Below are 15,125 nucleotides of genomic sequence, written 5' to 3'. Positions count from 1 at the left end.
ATGAAACTAGATGTATATTAGTCATTTATAAGACGCAAAGATAATAAGCCTAAGCGTCGTATAATGCACTTTCTTTTTACCAAAAAATAACGATTTTCACTGCAAAATTGACGATAATGCTGCATCTTTACTCAAATGGTGCTGAATCTGTGCTTGTAATAACTCTGCCGTTGCAAGGGCATCGGTCAAGGCATGATGAGGCTGATACGCTGGAAGTCCATATCTTTCACGGGAATGCCCTAGCCTAACTGACCCCGGCTTTTTACGTTTAAACCAGTTTACCCAGCCTTTGCATTGTTCTCTTTGCACTGCCCATTCAATATCTAGCGTGTCCACCACCGGAAATTCGATGCCTTCACCAATGCAATTTAGCAGCGCATGGTTAAAGAACTGTCGCTCGATATTTTTGTAGTGGACCACAACGACTTTACCCGCTAAGGCATTTAATACCGGCAGTAAGATCTCTTCAAGTTGGGGAGCATTCTTCACATCTGAATCGGTAATGCCATGAATCACGACCGACTCTTCGTTTAAATCACGATTGGGGTTTACCACCCAATGTGCCGAGCCATTGCAATAAATACGCTCAAGTTTAAACGGCACTAAACCTATGGTTAGAATTGCATCTTCTTCGGCGTTTAGTCCTGTGGTCTCAAAATCGAGCGCGACAAATTCGACATCCTGCAAAGGTGTATCGCCAGTAAATGCCCCCTGAGAATAGAAATGCTTCAAACGCTCATCTTTCGCCGTTTGAGCTAGCTGCTCAAAGCGCTTCGACCAGTCTGGTGTTGCTGAAGTATCAATATGCATATGAACTCCTTGTTACTCGCTTGCCTGCTTGGTCATTATTTGGTGCTACTTCTTTGGTAACGGAACTTAATAAAGCTCTGCGCATTACTCAAAATTTGGAACGCAGCCTTTAAGTTACGGCGCTCAAAATCGGACATATGCTCTGGCTCAATATTGTTATCAGGCTCATCACCATTTTCAATATCCAAAGCCTGATGACGTATACGCACCATGTAAATCAATTCCATGGCATCTTTTAAGTCCATGCCGCGACCTTTAGGTAAGATCCCAGCGTTGTTTATATCATCCAAGCGTTCAAATGAGTTTTGTGCTCGTGAGCCAATTGCCAGAGCATGCACACGGATCAAATCCGCCATCGGCGCGGTGCCGCGACGCTTAAGGTTGATTGAGTTACGATGACCACCATCTTTTTCCATCACGAAGTCTTTAAAGAATCCTAGTGGCGGTGTGCGGCGAATGGCATTGTATGCCATCGCAGCAAGGAAGCGGTTATTGCGCTTAGCTCGGCGCACAATAAAGCTGCTTAGTTGCTCAGCCCACTTCACTCGTCCATAGACACCTAACAGATCGAAGAAAATTGAGCTGTTAAGCAGTCGCTCTGGGTTTGGGTTATCAATCCAGCTGGCAAAGCACTCTTCCCATTCAGCACGAGTTTTACGCCACTCTGGGTTAGTTGCCATAATATCGCCCGTGCAGTAGGTGTAACCGCAGGCCGCTAAACCATCACAGACAAACTTGGCAAATTGCTCAAAATACTCACCATGGACCTTTTGATCATAGCTGTTATCTAAGATCAGCGCGTTATCTTGGTCTGTGACAATCAATTGCTCATCACGAGCCATCGAGCCCATCGCCACCAAGCAGTAAGGAATTGGAGCGGGACCAAATTCGATTTCAGCCAGCTCAGCAAGGCGCTGCTTAAAGCTGCTGCCGATCACTGACATCGCGCGCCCCACCATATGCGCATTGGCATCTTCACTGACCATACGCACGAAACAGTCTTTAACCTGCCCGGCAACTTGAGCAAGATCTTCAACCGTAGTTTGTTGGAAGATTGAACTTACCAAAAGCAGGCTACTTTGCGATTCATAACGCACAATATCTGTCATGCCAATCACGCCAACTGGCTTTTTGTCTTTGAGGATCGGCAAGTGGTGAATGTTGTAACGAAGCATAGTCAACATGGCTTCAAACACATACGCGTTGTAGTCTAGCGAGACCACATCAGTGCTCATCACCTCGTCAACGGTGATATTGGTTTCGATCCCTTGCGCTATCACTCGAATACACAAGTCTCGATCGGTCAATATACCAAGCAGCTGGTCATCATCTTCTTCGGTGATCTCTTCTGCTGGGCGAACTATTAGCAATGCGGTGACATTCTCTTCAGCCATCAGGTTTGCCGCTTCTTGAATGGTTGCGGTCGCCTCTAATGTCACAGGCTCACGGTTTAAGATCTTACGCGCTTTCGCCGTGGTGAAATCATTGTCATCTTTGGTATTGGAAATTGCAGTACGTAAGCGAGCGCTATCTTCCAACTCCATATAATCAGCAAAGTGTTCTGACTCATCACACAGCTCATTAAACAGTCGCTCTGGAATGCAATACACTAAGGTATCCGCTATCGCTTTTACCGGCATACGGACCCGGTTGTTCATTAACAACCCCATTTGCCCAAACACACCACCAGCATCGATGCGGTTATACAACTCACCTTTACGGCGAAACACCTCAACTACCCCACTGCGCACCATGTAAAGATCTCGAATCGTGTCGCCAAAGTGAAGAATGTCGCTACCTTCTCGGTAGTATGCCACTTCAACGTTTAGCGCGAGTTCTCGTAAACGCTCTTCAGGGAGTTCATCGAAAGGAGGGTGTTGACTTATGAAATTGAGTACTTCTAATTGCTCAGCTTCCATTCTTTATATTCCATGATTTACCGATATTTTAGTGATAAATATCATCATGCTGCAGGCTAAGCAACTAGATTTTCGCCCATTAATCTTCCTCTACAATTCAAACAGCACTCAGCGATAGCCCTCAGATACCTCAAGACAAAAATATGCAACATTGCACTCTCTTGATTTGGCATCTACGTTTTACTACAACGGAAGCAAAAATGATGGATCAATCAATGCTGGATTTTCACAATATCAAAGCGATGCTCGATGGTGACGATGATGTTATGGTCGCCCTACTAAGTACTTATTTGGAAGACTACACCGATAGCGAAAAGAAAATTAGCGCCTTGAACGCCGCACAAGATTGGCATGAGCTATTTTTGTTTAGTCATAGCCTTAAAGGCACTCTGAAAATTATCGGTGAGGATAGCGTAACTCATACGCTAGAAAGAATTGAACATGCGACAAGACAGGGCATGGCTCCAGAGCAACAAGATCTAGACCAAGCCAGCAGCGAGCTCGCCTCGATTCAATCACAAGTACAGCACTACCTAGTCAGTGAAGCCATCTAAACTGTAACAACTCAATTGAGTTATATGGTCTATTTCGAGAATCATGCACTAGGAAGTGTTAACTGCCTCAAAGTGATACTTTTTGATAATAGCCGCTCATATTGATTCACGTAACACTCTCCGCCTTATTGTAAATAGTTGCATACAAGGAGGAAGACATGTGCACACGAATCTTCAATAACTTAAAAGCCGACTCGCCGATGACGGCGCGAAATATGGATTGGCTTTGGCCTGTTAATGCCTATTTCTATACGTTTCCGGCAGGGGCCAATTGTCGTGGAATGGATTTAGACTACGCGCGAGAAATTGGTATTAGTGAATCGCAAATATTTAACTGGCGGTCAAAATACTCCAGCATTTCAAGCTTAATGGGAGATAAATCTCAAGGCTTTGCGGCAGTAGATGGTCTCAATGATCAAGGGCTGGTCGCTAATGGCTTGTATGATGAAAGTGGCACATATACTGAGCCGACCCGTGAAGGGCAATATCTAAGCGCTAATCGTTGGGTTCAATTCGCCTTAGATTCGTTTAAAAACGTTAACGAAGCTGCTGAGTACTTTAGTAGCCAAGCAGTGAACATTGTTCCTCAGCCTTTACCAGATCCTTCCAATATGCCTTCGCTGCTTCATTTGACACTCTCAGACAGCAGTGGTGATTCTGCCATTATAGAAATACAAGAAGGCAATTTTGTCGTCTATCACGACCGTGATTTTCGTGTAGCGACCAATGAACCTGACTACGCAACACAACAAACATTACTCGCGTATTGGCGCTACATCTGGGGTCTAAACTCCAATGCATCAACAGAAAACCCAATCAGTTCAGCCCCAGGTGGAAATAGCCCAACACAAAGGTTTGAACGCGCCAGTTATTATTTATCATTTGCCGACAAAGCAACGTCTCACCATGAAGCGTTAACTCAAGCGCGCTCACTGGTGGCAAGTTGTGCGGTACCCGTTGGTTTTAATCCGTACCACGAAAATGAAGCTTCATATACCATTTGGGCAAATACTGCCGATCATATCGGTGGCAAATATTTCCTCACTAATACCACCTCAATGAACACGGTTTGGCTAAGCTTTGAAGAACCCATCACTACCTGCCAACACGTCTTTCTCCAGCAAGAAAAATGCGCGACGCCTGTACCCGGTGTCACTGCTGGTGATGTTTCATCGCTATTAAGAGAGTGCTCTAACCCATTTAGCTAATGAGCGATAGTCTTAAAGAGATGCAGGGAGACAATTTTCCCTGCATCACAGCTAACTTCTGACATATCACACTAGCGTGCTCTTTCAGCATGATTCTTATTCTGCATCTCATATCGACACCTCAAATCAGATCAACGTCACTTCGCAAAACACAGCGTTTCAAATTACTAATAAGCAAATAATTTAAATAGAAATTATTTGATGGGTGTAGTTGGTATGCAACATGCTAAACAGCTTTTATGCAGCAACTCGCACATGGCTTGGACTATGAACACATTCCCACTCAGTCGCATTCTATTTGTTTTGATAGGGCTAAGCCCTTTTTTAGTTCCACTGGTTTTCGTGATGCCGATATCCAGCCCTTTTACACTCTACTACATGCTAGTTAGCGCGAGTTTTATCCTGCTCTCAATGAGTTTCACTGGTTGGTTAAGTGCACTACTCAAAATCTTACTCTCACTGTCTTGTCTTGCCAGTATCTTGTCTTTGGTCATCTCAGGTGGCTTTCTCGCGACAGGCGCAATGCACTCAATTTTGCTGACCAACCCGGATGAAGTCACCGGCTATTTTCAGCTGATCGATTGGAGAATCCTCCTGCCTACTATGATGTTGACGCTTGGTGGGCTTTACTGCTTCTGGCATACGCACATTCCCCTAACCAACCTTACAAAAGCCATGGCTTCACTATTTTTGCTCGTACTTCTATGTGCACTACCAGTGTTTAAATGGATGTTTGATGCCGAAGAAAAGCGGCTAATTCAACAAGATAAAATGCACTTAATCTACCTCTACCAAGATGTGCCAGCTTACAACCTTTATAGAGTAGCTTCACTCACCTTTTATGAGCGTTTCAAAAGTCACATTCAATATGGCAATGAGCTGCCAAAACATGTTCAAATCGACATAGCCGACACCGAAAACCTACCCCAAAATATCGTTATTGTGATTGGTGAGTCATCTCGCCGCGACGCATACTCAATGTACGGCAATCCGATCGATGCCTCCCCACAACTGATGCTCCGTCATACAAGCCAGCCCAATACATTTAGCGTAATCGATGGTGTGTTTGCTCCTGCTCCCAATACCAGAGAGTCCGTGCCACGCTCGTTCTCCTTTGTGTCTACCGATGAGCGACTCTATCAAGGGCTTACCTATACAAACATCATCAATCTTGCCCGAACTATGGGCTATCAGACCTCATGGATTACCACCCAAGCCTTGTATACCCGCTGGGACTCGTTCACGGCTAAAGTTGCGACCTCTGCAGAGCGAGTCTTTCACAAAAGCGAGCATGGACAACCATGGCATGACCGTGATGCCGCTAACAAGGTCAGTGATGTGTTGAAACACAACCAACAACCACAATTTATCGTTTTGCACCTCTCTGGCGAGCACGCAGACTATGCTATTCGCAACGGCGAAACCGTACCCTCTCACCATCGTCAGGCAATCGTCCAACAAATTCCTAACAACGCGTTGCTATCCCAAGCTGAACTGTCTTATTTCAGCTCCGTTCACTTAACCGATACTATTTTGGACGGCTTAATCAGAGAAGTGTTTGCCGACGAGCAAGACAGCTTGTTTGTTTACTTTTCCGATCACGGCGAAGTGATTGGCAAAGGACATGGTCTACAACCAATCCAAATTGAGGATGAGCTCGCCATTCCTTACTTCGCCATTGGTCGACTGGCAAAAAACATGACCCGAGCAATCGACTGTTATCGCGACAATAAACATCACCTGTTTAATAACGCCCACTTTCCTGAGGTGCTGCTTACTACTTTAGGAATGAAGGTTGAACCACCTGAGCAGGTCAAACATTTCACCTATTACTCTATAAAAGGCGAGACACGTTCATTGCCAGATGATTTCTCGTTTAACTTTCACTATCAAAAGGAGCGACAATGCGAACAATAAAGCTTCTAATTGGTCTACTCTCGTTAGCAATGCTTGTGACCATACTCATTAGTGACAAGATGCGCCCGATACGTGTATTTGCCAGCTACTATGGTTGTAAAATCGCTGAAAAAGTCTCGATCGCGACACACTGCACCAACCTACCGGTGATTGCCATTCTTGAGCAAGGTAAACCCAATGCAGACATTTACGGCATCGAAGATCCTATTGCCTTGTCGCTGTTTTTTGAGCGCTACACATTGCCTGATCATGTCTACGCGCACAGAACTAACAGCCCAGCCCGAGCCAAGCTGTATGCTAACTATTATCAGGCATTCGAATTTGATGCGATTTGGGATAGTAATTTGAATACACTCGATATTTTCCACTATCCAGAACACAGCTCTATGCAGTTCTATTTCGACCAGTTACTTGCTCTTGTCCCCGCAAACAGCCGGTTATGGTTGGACTTAAAAAACTTAACACCAGACAACAAGCAGGCAATCGTCGAATACTTAAACCACCTTTTTCCCAAAGATCAGAGAAAGCGGTTGGTTATTGAGTCAAAAAACGGTGGCGAGCTTTCGGTTTTCAAACGGGCTGGCTACAAAACGTCATATTATCTACCCAGTGCCAATAAACTACCTGGCTGCGATGAGCACAGCTTAGTGCAACAGGTAATAGCAAACGTTAATCAATGGGACAATGACTACATATCATTTCCTTACACCCAGCAAAGCTTTGTGGATAAATGCTTGTTACCAAAAGTACGGGAAATTGAGCAACTCTCTTGGGGTGGATTGCCATTTGCCATTCCTAACGGAGCTTTAAGCCGCTACAGCGGTTATATTGTTGATCACTCGATAAACCTAGTTGGCTTAGAGTGAGTGTCGATTATCCTATTCAAAAAACCAAGATTACTGACTGAAATCATGGCGGTTTCAGTCAGTTTTACCGACCAGCTTTTAGTATTCAAGCTTAGCGTTTAAGCAGCCCTTTTCCATTTAAGTACGGAAGAATATGCGGACGTGATTCACCGGAAAGCTTACCTGTCACCTCTCCCGACCAAGAACTTTGTTTTTGGTTGTTAGAACGACTAGCGTAATAGTCCCTCATTGTCTGGTCGTATTCATCAATAGCACTACGATCAAGCGCCTGATAGCTGTTTTCATGCAGCACCACTTTTTGCGGCAAACGGGGTTTAACTTCCGGATTTTGATCAGGGTGTCCCAAACACAACCCAAATAACACTGCGGTGTGAGCAGGTAAATCCAACAGCTCATCAACTTGCTGAGCGTTATTACGTAGCCCGCCAATGTACACGCCGCCTAACCCCATTGACTCAGCGGCAATGAAACAGTTCTGCGCCATAATCCCGGCATCTATCGCGCCAATTAAAGCGAGCTCCGTATAATCGCTCTGCACATCTGGGTTAATTTCTGTATGACGTTGGTAATCGATACAGAACACCAAAAACTCTGCCGCATTGCTGACATGAGCTTGATTGCCCGCAAGCTCTGCAAGCTTGTCACGCTTGGCTTGATCAGTAACACGAATGATTGATACCACTTGCAGCAAACTGGACGAAGATGCTGCCAAGCCTGCGTTAATAATTGTATCTAAGGTATTCTTTTCGATAGGTTCGGCGGTAAATTTTCTTATCGAGCGGTGCGAGAGTATTGTCTCAATAGTCGAGTTCATTTTGGTTCATCCTTGTTTAATGCATTGTGTTATCTGAGCACAATTACCGCGCAAATTTAAGTGATAGATTCACAATTTAGCAAAATGCCAATAAACAAGGATGGTTGTCGTTATTCTACTAACTCAGCATATAGATATATGCTTCAACTATACCGCCTTCATCTAGATGAACTTGAGTCGCAACACGCTTGTACTCACTGCCCTCAAACTCATCCAGTTTATGCCAGTTCTGCGCAAGGTTGTCTGAGGTAAAAACAAAGCCTCTTACCTGCTCGCCTGAATCATTAAGCTCAATACCTGGGTAACCCATCTCTGAGCCCCAGCCTTGGTTTTTAAGAAAACCAAGCACATAACCTTCACGCCACTCGCCGCCTATCGCAGTCATCACATGCTCATTTGGGCGTCCCGGACCAAGAGTGCCATAGACAAATAACTTATCTAACATCGTACTTCCTTTAGGTTCGATTTTGATTTCGTTATTACACAGAAAAGTGTTAGCGTCTATATTCTCAAACAACAAATAGCCTTGTCACAACAACATGATTGAACAACTTCCTTCGATTCTGCAGTTTTTGCGCGATGCTGAGCAGTTAAAAGATACCCTGCGCACCGCTTGGACTTCTTCTGGTCGACAAGAAAGCACTGCAGAACACACATGGCGGCTATGCTTATTAGCAATGATCGTTGCAAAACACTACCCTCACCTAAACAACGAGAAAATACTTAAACTCTGCATTGTGCATGATCTGGCGGAAGCGATCGGTGGTGACATCTCTGCGGTTAATCAACATGCCAATTTGAATAAAAGCGCCATTGAATTAAGAGATTTTAAACAGCTAATTTCACCCCTGAGTCAGGAGGTACAAACCGATCTTTTAGCTCTATGGCTGGAATATGACGGTGCATTGACCGAAGAGGCGAGACTGGTTAAAGCACTTGATAAGTTAGAGACTATTTTGCAGCACACGCAGGGTGATAATCCTCAAGACTTCAACTACACATTCAACCTAAGCTATGGAAAAAATCAGACTGATTATGATGAGTTAACTCAGCAATTTCGATTATTGCTGGATGCAGAAACAAAAGCGCGAATGGAAAAGTCTTAAACGGCCAATAAAACAAAATCCCTTTTACTACAGTTAGAGCAAAAGGGATTTACTTTAGCGGCTTAATTAAGCGTTATGCGCTTAATTAGCGTCTTAGAAGTGGTAGTTCATACCAACTGACATGATGTATTCGTTCTTGTCGTAGAAGTCGATATTTGAATCTGTGCTACCGAAACCTGCGAACGATACTAGAGACCAGTCTTGCCAATCCATAAAGTTCTCGTATTCGTAAGCTGCGAATAGACTCATTTCGTCATCTTCACGTGTTGTGTTACCGAATACTGGATTTCCAGCATCGTAATCACGTGAGTTAAAGCCCGCGGTTAGCGCGAACTGGTGGCGGTTAAGCATCTTGAAGTAGCTTAGCTCTACACCGTAACCAGTAAATGAGTTCGCTTCGCCGTCTGCATCTGCGCTGATGTAAGTTAGACGCGGCTTAAGCATGGTATTTTGATCAACCATGTATTTGTAATCGGTTCTGAAGTAGAAAGCATCGGTATCACGGCGAAGTTTGTTCTGATCTTCAACAGATAATTTAGAACCAGATTGCTCACTGTCAACCTCTTTGGTTGCGTACGCCATATCTACCGAGAACTTAGAACCCATGATGTTTTCAAGCTTTAGGCGGTAAGCGTTGCCATCTTCATCAGTAGTGGTACGTTTACCGTCTTTCTTCTCTAAGAAAGGGTCAGCCCATACTTCACCAGACATAATGGTTGGTAGAATCGATGCATCGATGATCATGCCAGACGCTAGTTGGTATTTGTAACCCATTTCAAACGCCAGCGTACCAGTTGCGATATCTTCACGTGAAGTACCCATGTAGAACTGTTGGTTTAAAGCATCACCAAATGTGTAAGCTAGGTTACCAAGAGGCAGTAGTAGACCACCAGTCACCGCATCATTGTTTTGATCGAGACCGTCAAGCTGCTCATTGTCATCATTGGTGTTTAGGTTTGACTCGATTGAGTAAAAACCCGTGCTTAGTGAAACTTCACCAGAAAAGCCTGCTGTCTCAGCAAGTTGTGCCCACGCAGAACCACTTAATAGTGCTAGTGCCACTAGCGATAATTTAGTTTTCATAATTTCTCTTAATAAAAATACCACTGGATAGTCGGCGAGTGTTACAGCAGACCAACATGGCGATTTTATTGTTTTTACGAAATAAGTAAACCCCCGAGTTTACATTTTGAAGCAATTATTACGATCTTGATTAAAGACATCCGAGAGACAGCGTTGCATATCGTTGAATTTGCTAATATCCGCGATTAATTTAAAGTGATGAACAGCAATGTTTAAAAACTCGATCTCCACGATTCCGCATGCACCAGCTTCCATGGTTTAATTAGTTAACAATGTAGTCACTTAGTCAGCCATCACGGATTTCTCATGGATGTTGTTTTATCACAACTGCAGTTTTCGCTGTCGATTACCGGACCTATCTGCCTGATGTTGATTTTAGGAGTGGTGTTTAAACGCATTGGTCTGATAAATGAAAACTTCACCGAGGTTGGATCAAGGCTCGTTTTTCAAGTCACCTTACCGGCAATGCTATTCATTAGCATTGTGACGACTGAACACAACTTTCTCGCCGCCAGCCACTTTATTAACTACGGAATATTATCTTCTCTCGCCTTTTTTATTTTTACTGTGGTCGTGGTGAAAGTGCTTTTTAACACCTCCCCTGACCAAGGCGTGATTATACAAAGCGGCTTTCGCTCAAATACTGGGATAATCGGAATTGCTTATGTTGCTAACGCCTATGGCTCAGAGGGTGTTGCACTCGCCGCTTTGTATGTCGCCGCGATTACTTTTCTCTATAACGTGCAAGCAGTGATATGCCTTTCGCCCAAAGGAAGTGTGTCGGGAGCAAAGGCAGCAAAAATTATGGCTAACACCATACGTAAAAATCCACTGATCATCTCGATCGTGCTGGGGATGTTGTGTTATTTGCTCGCAGTGCCTGTCCCCAATGTCGTGATTGACGCGGGCAACTACCTCTCCAGAATGACGCTACCTTTAGCGCTGCTGTGTACTGGAGCCTCACTTAATCTAAGTGCACTTAGAGAAGAAAAATACGCCACATGGTTTGCTAGCGCTTATAAATTGGTTATCGCGCCAGTTCTCATTACCCTCGGTGCCTATCTATTTGGCTTTCGTGGTATTGAGTTAGGGATTTTATTTTTTATGAACGCCTCACCTGTCGCCGCGGCCAGTTATGTTATGGCCCGCTCTATGGGCGGTAACGCTACCTTGGCGGCAAACATTATTGCCTCCACTACCGTACTTTCAACATTCACCTGTACATTAGGGGTGCTGATTTTACTTTCTCTGGGTTTGATTGGTGCGTAAAAATATAGGTAAATAAACCGGCATTACGACAAAATTTAAAACTCTTACTTCAAATCCATCTAAATTGAATACTCACCATTTTTCTAGATAAAAAAATGCCAGATATAGATCTGGCACTTCAAAACTAAAAAATCTAAACATTCATATTTAAGGGTTAGAGACACAGGTTGCTAAGCTCGGGTAGTTCTGACTCACGGAGCGGAAATCACCATTGGTGAGCATGATTCCGTAATGGCTGCTGCCATTACCACTAGGAGTCGCCGTCATAAAATATTGGTTAACCGCCCAACCTCGTTTAGCAAACATATCACCGAATGCACCGTACAACTCCACTTGTAACTCGTCTAATGTTGCTAAACGCCAATTAGTTCGTCCGCCAATACTAAGGGTGTTGTACTTAGCACACAGTGTATTTGCATAAGTCAAGTAGAAGGTGTAGTAATCACCAGCAAAGCCGTAATCTGAGTCTTCTCTTATACGAAGAAAAGATTCGAAATCACTACCTCCAATGCTGTCTAGGTAAGGCACTGATGGTGAACTGGTAAACAACTTACCGCTACCTGTATCGAATATATCAATCACAGGTCCAGCTAAAGAAGTTATCGTCACAGTGGCATCATCACTAACGATCCCACTTTTTGAAGCAGTAATTATAACTTCACCCTCTGTTTCCCCTTCAACCAGACCCGTAGAGGATACTTTAGAAGTCGCTGTATCATAGACGACCGTCCATTCGACAGAATCACTAATATCTAACTCTGTTCCATCATCATACTTACCCGTCGCTTTTAACTGTAGCGAACCATGTTTCATTAATACAAATCCATCGTTGGGTGTGACTTCAATGTCAAATAGCACACCTTCTGATGTATCAAACGCACTCTCTGAAGAATTAAACGCACCTTCAGAATTACAACCGGCTAATAGCAATAACGACGGAAAAGTAATTACGGCTAACCATTTTGGGAATTTTATTTTCATATTGAGCTTCGTTATTCTTGATATTCAAATTGAGATAAATTGACTTCAACTAGGCAGTTTGAACTCGGTAATTTTGTTCACCAATACCTGATCATATTTTTCAGACAAAGCTAGGTTGCATGCTCCTGAGCCTGCGTTATTCGTGTTCCCCACAATAACTGCTCGAGATTGAGTAAGATGCATAAATGAATAATGAAACAGGTAAAAATAGAATAGGAAGTATTCTAAACATTCCGCTCATAATGAACTCCAAAAAAAAACGAAATCCATTTCGCGTTGCATTTAAGGTTTGAGTAAATGATTTGTGAATAGGCTTGCTGCAAAAAACAGTAAGCGTAGGTCAAGCATTTGCATCGGAAATTATGATTTGGGGTTTACCTACAAGTGTTGTCATGTAAAGCACAAATTAGTCTCTTTGCTTAAGCACGGACTATACAGACGAAAGTTTCAGACGGGAAAACAAGTTTTGTAGGACTTTTTTCTTCGTATTGTGACGTGAACAAAACCGATTAAATGGAGCTCAATTGGCAACGAGAGTTGGGTATACCGAAAGAGTCTGTGTAGCCACCAAACCAAGTAGGTAATCATGTAGTTAGTAGCACCATGAAGTCTGAGGGCTCCGAGCGGGATCATTACCCCGCTTCAATCCATTTTTTGCTTCTAAGAAAAAGTGCCCGATGCAACTCTGGCACTTCATAAAACGTTAAACTCTAAGCGCTCAACTTTAAGGATTTGAGACGCAGGATGCGTAGGTCGCGATGTTCGGAGGGGCGTCGACTCCGCCACCACTATAGAGAGGAACTTGCCAATAGCCAGTAGAACCATTAGGTGTCACCGACCAATAGGTGTAGTAGCTCGGCCAATCGCGTGCGACAGACATATGACCAAATGCGATGTATAGCTCCGTCCCTAACTCGTCGCTTGTCGCTAAACGCCAGTTCGTCCGTCCGCCGAGACTATGAGCGTTGTAGGTATCACACAGTGCATTTGCGTTAGTCCAGTCGAATAGGTAAAAAACACCAGCGGGGCCGTAATTTCCTCCCCCTTCAGTAAAAGTACCGTTTATAGCACTACCTCCAATGCTGTCTAGATAAGCCTTTGAAGGTGAATTAGTAAATAGTTTTCCTGAGCCTGTATCGAAAATATCAATCACAGGCCCCGCTAAATCGCTTACCGTTACTGTGACTTCTTCACTAGGAATGCCGTCTTTAGTGGCTACGACTTTGACGTCATCCAATGTCGTTCCTGCGGTTACTAAGCCAGTTGATGACAGTGTGGCGATGGACGAGTCACCAACAACGATTTCCCACTCAGAGCTATTACTGATATCTCCCTCTGTACCATCATCATATTTCCCGATTGCTGTTAGCTGTTGGATGTTGCGGTGAGCCAATAAAACAGGTGATGGTGATATAGCAATCTCAACTAGAGTTGCGCCCTCGTCAGGATTACTAATGCCATTCGAGTTAAACGCACCTTCAGAATTACAACCTGTTAGCAGCGTTATTAACGATAATGTTATTATTGTAAAGACAGACTTTATTTTTTTATTCATCGTAATACCACTTATTCTTGATACTGAAATTGTGAAAGGGAAACTTCCACTCGGCGGTTTTTAGCTCGCCCCTCGGCAGCGCGGTTATCCGCTGCAGGGCTTAGCTCCCCCTCTCCACGCCAATCAACCTGTGTTGAAGGTGCGCCCAATTGGATGATGCGAATCGATACGGCTTGCGCTCGCTTTTCAGATATCGCTTGGTTGTAAGCTTTAGACCCAGTTGAATCCGCATGACCAACAATCACCACTTCTGACTGAGGGTAACGTTTAAGCACAGAGGCGAACTCTGATAATGACTTTGTGGCATCAGAGTTAACTTCTGTTGAATCGCTGCTAAAAGCAACGCTCATTTTTTTAGATGGAAAGGTTAATGTCTGAGGTTGAGGCTCAACCACCACCACTTCCTGAATCGGCTCAACCGTGGCTTCGCTTAAACTTGCTTGAACGTTATCACCAAAGGAATAAGTTAGCCCTAGCATGAGTGCGTGACTATCATATTTCCCAGTTTCAGCGTTACCGATACCGTCAATGTATTGATAGCCCGCAGATAAGCTCAGTTTTGGGGTGAAGTCATAATTCACCCCAACCTCACCAAGTGGAGAAAAACCAGTCTCATCAAGTTGAGTTGATGAGACCAGTGTTTTCTCCATATCCCAATAAGCAGCTCCAAGTCGTCCGTATAAACTGAAATTGTCTTGTAGGTACCAATCGTAACGTACAGCGCTTTCAATCAACCATGTGTTAACGTTAATAGACGTTGAATCTGCTTTTAATTCACCGTGGTGTTGATAACCGACAGCCCAACTGAAGGTTGGCGAAAGTTGTAGTCCACCATAAACACCAACAACAGAGCCGCGTGGTTCTGAATGATTGTAAGCATCATCACTTACCCACTGATAACCACCTTTCGCGCCAATAAAAACTTGCAAATCATCAGATGCATGAGTGAATAATGAAACAGGTAAAAATAGAATTGGAAACGTTCTAAACACTAAGCTCATAATGAACTCCAAAAAAACGAAATCCATTTCGCGTTATATTTA

General features: G+C 43.8%; 14 protein-coding genes. 6 read left to right on the top strand and 8 right to left on the bottom strand.

Going from position 1 to position 15,125, the window contains the following annotated elements; all coding sequences use genetic code 11:
* Positions 1-96: 96 nt before the first annotated feature.
* The gene (locus DPF93_RS14045) at positions 97-810 is read right to left on the bottom strand and encodes a 3'-5' exonuclease (RefSeq protein WP_114766751.1); all 714 of its coding nucleotides are present in this window, start codon (positions 808-810) and stop codon (positions 97-99) included.
* A 35-nt stretch (positions 811-845) separates the two neighbouring features.
* Positions 846-2,729: a DUF294 nucleotidyltransferase-like domain-containing protein gene (locus DPF93_RS14040; RefSeq protein ID WP_114766750.1), complete on the bottom strand. Its 1,884-nt coding sequence runs from the start codon at positions 2,727-2,729 to the stop codon at positions 846-848.
* A 200-nt stretch (positions 2,730-2,929) separates the two neighbouring features.
* Between DPF93_RS14040 and DPF93_RS14035 the strand changes: the two genes are divergently transcribed.
* The 4 genes from DPF93_RS14035 (at position 2,930) to DPF93_RS14020 (ending at position 7,274) form a co-directional block, all read left to right on the top strand.
* Complete coding sequence (locus DPF93_RS14035) at positions 2,930-3,283, top strand: Hpt domain-containing protein (RefSeq protein WP_164675369.1); 354 nt, start codon at positions 2,930-2,932, stop codon at positions 3,281-3,283.
* A 158-nt stretch (positions 3,284-3,441) separates the two neighbouring features.
* Complete coding sequence (locus DPF93_RS14030) at positions 3,442-4,491, top strand: linear amide C-N hydrolase (RefSeq protein WP_114766748.1); 1,050 nt, start codon at positions 3,442-3,444, stop codon at positions 4,489-4,491.
* 267 nt (positions 4,492-4,758) lie between these two features.
* Positions 4,759-6,408, top strand: a complete 1,650-nt coding sequence (locus tag DPF93_RS14025; protein ID WP_114766774.1) for a phosphoethanolamine transferase — start codon at positions 4,759-4,761, stop codon at positions 6,406-6,408.
* On the top strand, positions 6,396-7,274 hold the full coding sequence (locus DPF93_RS14020) for a hypothetical protein (RefSeq protein WP_114766747.1): 879 nt from the start codon (positions 6,396-6,398) through the stop codon (positions 7,272-7,274). The genes DPF93_RS14025 and DPF93_RS14020 overlap by 13 nt, the downstream gene beginning before the upstream one ends.
* Before the next feature lie 91 nt (positions 7,275-7,365).
* Here DPF93_RS14020 and nfsA read toward each other — a convergent pair whose 3' ends face one another.
* Both nfsA and DPF93_RS14010 read right to left on the bottom strand, forming a co-directional pair.
* Positions 7,366-8,088, bottom strand: a complete 723-nt coding sequence (gene nfsA, locus DPF93_RS14015) for an oxygen-insensitive NADPH nitroreductase (RefSeq protein ID WP_114766746.1) — start codon at positions 8,086-8,088, stop codon at positions 7,366-7,368.
* Between the two features lie 118 nt (positions 8,089-8,206).
* The gene (locus DPF93_RS14010) at positions 8,207-8,533 is read right to left on the bottom strand and encodes a gamma-glutamylcyclotransferase family protein (protein ID WP_114766745.1); all 327 of its coding nucleotides are present in this window, start codon (positions 8,531-8,533) and stop codon (positions 8,207-8,209) included.
* Positions 8,534-8,627: 94 nt separating this feature from the next.
* Between DPF93_RS14010 and DPF93_RS14005 the strand changes: the two genes are divergently transcribed.
* On the top strand, positions 8,628-9,194 hold the full coding sequence (locus DPF93_RS14005; RefSeq protein ID WP_114766744.1) for an HD domain-containing protein: 567 nt from the start codon (positions 8,628-8,630) through the stop codon (positions 9,192-9,194).
* A 93-nt stretch (positions 9,195-9,287) separates the two neighbouring features.
* On the opposite strand, the gene DPF93_RS14000 is transcribed toward DPF93_RS14005, so the two are convergent.
* Positions 9,288-10,277 carry a DUF2860 domain-containing protein gene (locus DPF93_RS14000; RefSeq protein ID WP_114766743.1) on the bottom strand — a complete coding sequence of 330 codons (990 nt, stop codon included), beginning with the start codon at positions 10,275-10,277 and terminating at the stop codon, positions 9,288-9,290.
* 306 nt (positions 10,278-10,583) lie between these two features.
* On the opposite strand from DPF93_RS14000, the gene DPF93_RS13995 reads away from it, so the two are divergent.
* Positions 10,584-11,546, top strand: a complete 963-nt coding sequence (locus tag DPF93_RS13995) for an AEC family transporter (protein ID WP_114766742.1) — start codon at positions 10,584-10,586, stop codon at positions 11,544-11,546.
* A 147-nt stretch (positions 11,547-11,693) separates the two neighbouring features.
* Here the strand turns inward: DPF93_RS13995 and DPF93_RS13990 are convergent, their stop codons facing one another.
* The 3 genes from DPF93_RS13990 to DPF93_RS13980 form a co-directional block, all read right to left on the bottom strand.
* The gene (locus DPF93_RS13990; protein ID WP_114766741.1) at positions 11,694-12,527 is read right to left on the bottom strand and encodes an Ig-like domain-containing protein; all 834 of its coding nucleotides are present in this window, start codon (positions 12,525-12,527) and stop codon (positions 11,694-11,696) included.
* A 724-nt stretch (positions 12,528-13,251) separates the two neighbouring features.
* Positions 13,252-14,082 carry a DUF1566 domain-containing protein gene (locus DPF93_RS13985; protein ID WP_114766740.1) on the bottom strand — a complete coding sequence of 277 codons (831 nt, stop codon included), beginning with the start codon at positions 14,080-14,082 and terminating at the stop codon, positions 13,252-13,254.
* Between the two features lie 11 nt (positions 14,083-14,093).
* Positions 14,094-15,083, bottom strand: coding sequence for an OmpA family protein (locus tag DPF93_RS13980; protein ID WP_114766739.1), 990 nt, complete (start codon positions 15,081-15,083; stop codon positions 14,094-14,096).
* Positions 15,084-15,125 lie beyond the last annotated feature (42 nt).

The organism is Vibrio rhodolitus (assembly GCF_003350325.1).
GTDB classification, from domain to species: Bacteria; Pseudomonadota; Gammaproteobacteria; order Enterobacterales; family Vibrionaceae; genus Vibrio; species Vibrio rhodolitus.
Note: the sequence above shows the minus strand (reverse complement) of the source record. Positions and strands in the feature narration are given on the sequence as shown.

Coding starts and splice junctions, on each gene's coding strand:
- DPF93_RS14000 (WP_114766743.1), bottom strand. CDS start 10,277: ATGAAAACTAAATTATCGCTAGTGGCACTAGCACTATTAAGTGGTTCT.
- DPF93_RS14025 (WP_114766774.1), top strand. CDS start 4,759: ATGAACACATTCCCACTCAGTCGCATTCTATTTGTTTTGATAGGGCTA.
- DPF93_RS13990 (WP_114766741.1), bottom strand. CDS start 12,527: ATGAAAATAAAATTCCCAAAATGGTTAGCCGTAATTACTTTTCCGTCG.
- DPF93_RS14030 (WP_114766748.1), top strand. CDS start 3,442: ATGTGCACACGAATCTTCAATAACTTAAAAGCCGACTCGCCGATGACG.
- DPF93_RS13985 (WP_114766740.1), bottom strand. CDS start 14,082: ATGAATAAAAAAATAAAGTCTGTCTTTACAATAATAACATTATCGTTA.
- DPF93_RS13995 (WP_114766742.1), top strand. CDS start 10,584: ATGGATGTTGTTTTATCACAACTGCAGTTTTCGCTGTCGATTACCGGA.
- DPF93_RS14005 (WP_114766744.1), top strand. CDS start 8,628: ATGATTGAACAACTTCCTTCGATTCTGCAGTTTTTGCGCGATGCTGAG.
- DPF93_RS14020 (WP_114766747.1), top strand. CDS start 6,396: ATGCGAACAATAAAGCTTCTAATTGGTCTACTCTCGTTAGCAATGCTT.
- nfsA (WP_114766746.1), bottom strand. CDS start 8,088: ATGAACTCGACTATTGAGACAATACTCTCGCACCGCTCGATAAGAAAA.
- DPF93_RS14040 (WP_114766750.1), bottom strand. CDS start 2,729: ATGGAAGCTGAGCAATTAGAAGTACTCAATTTCATAAGTCAACACCCT.
- DPF93_RS14045 (WP_114766751.1), bottom strand. CDS start 810: ATGCATATTGATACTTCAGCAACACCAGACTGGTCGAAGCGCTTTGAG.
- DPF93_RS14035 (WP_164675369.1), top strand. CDS start 2,930: ATGATGGATCAATCAATGCTGGATTTTCACAATATCAAAGCGATGCTC.
- DPF93_RS14010 (WP_114766745.1), bottom strand. CDS start 8,533: ATGTTAGATAAGTTATTTGTCTATGGCACTCTTGGTCCGGGACGCCCA.
- DPF93_RS13980 (WP_114766739.1), bottom strand. CDS start 15,083: ATGAGCTTAGTGTTTAGAACGTTTCCAATTCTATTTTTACCTGTTTCA.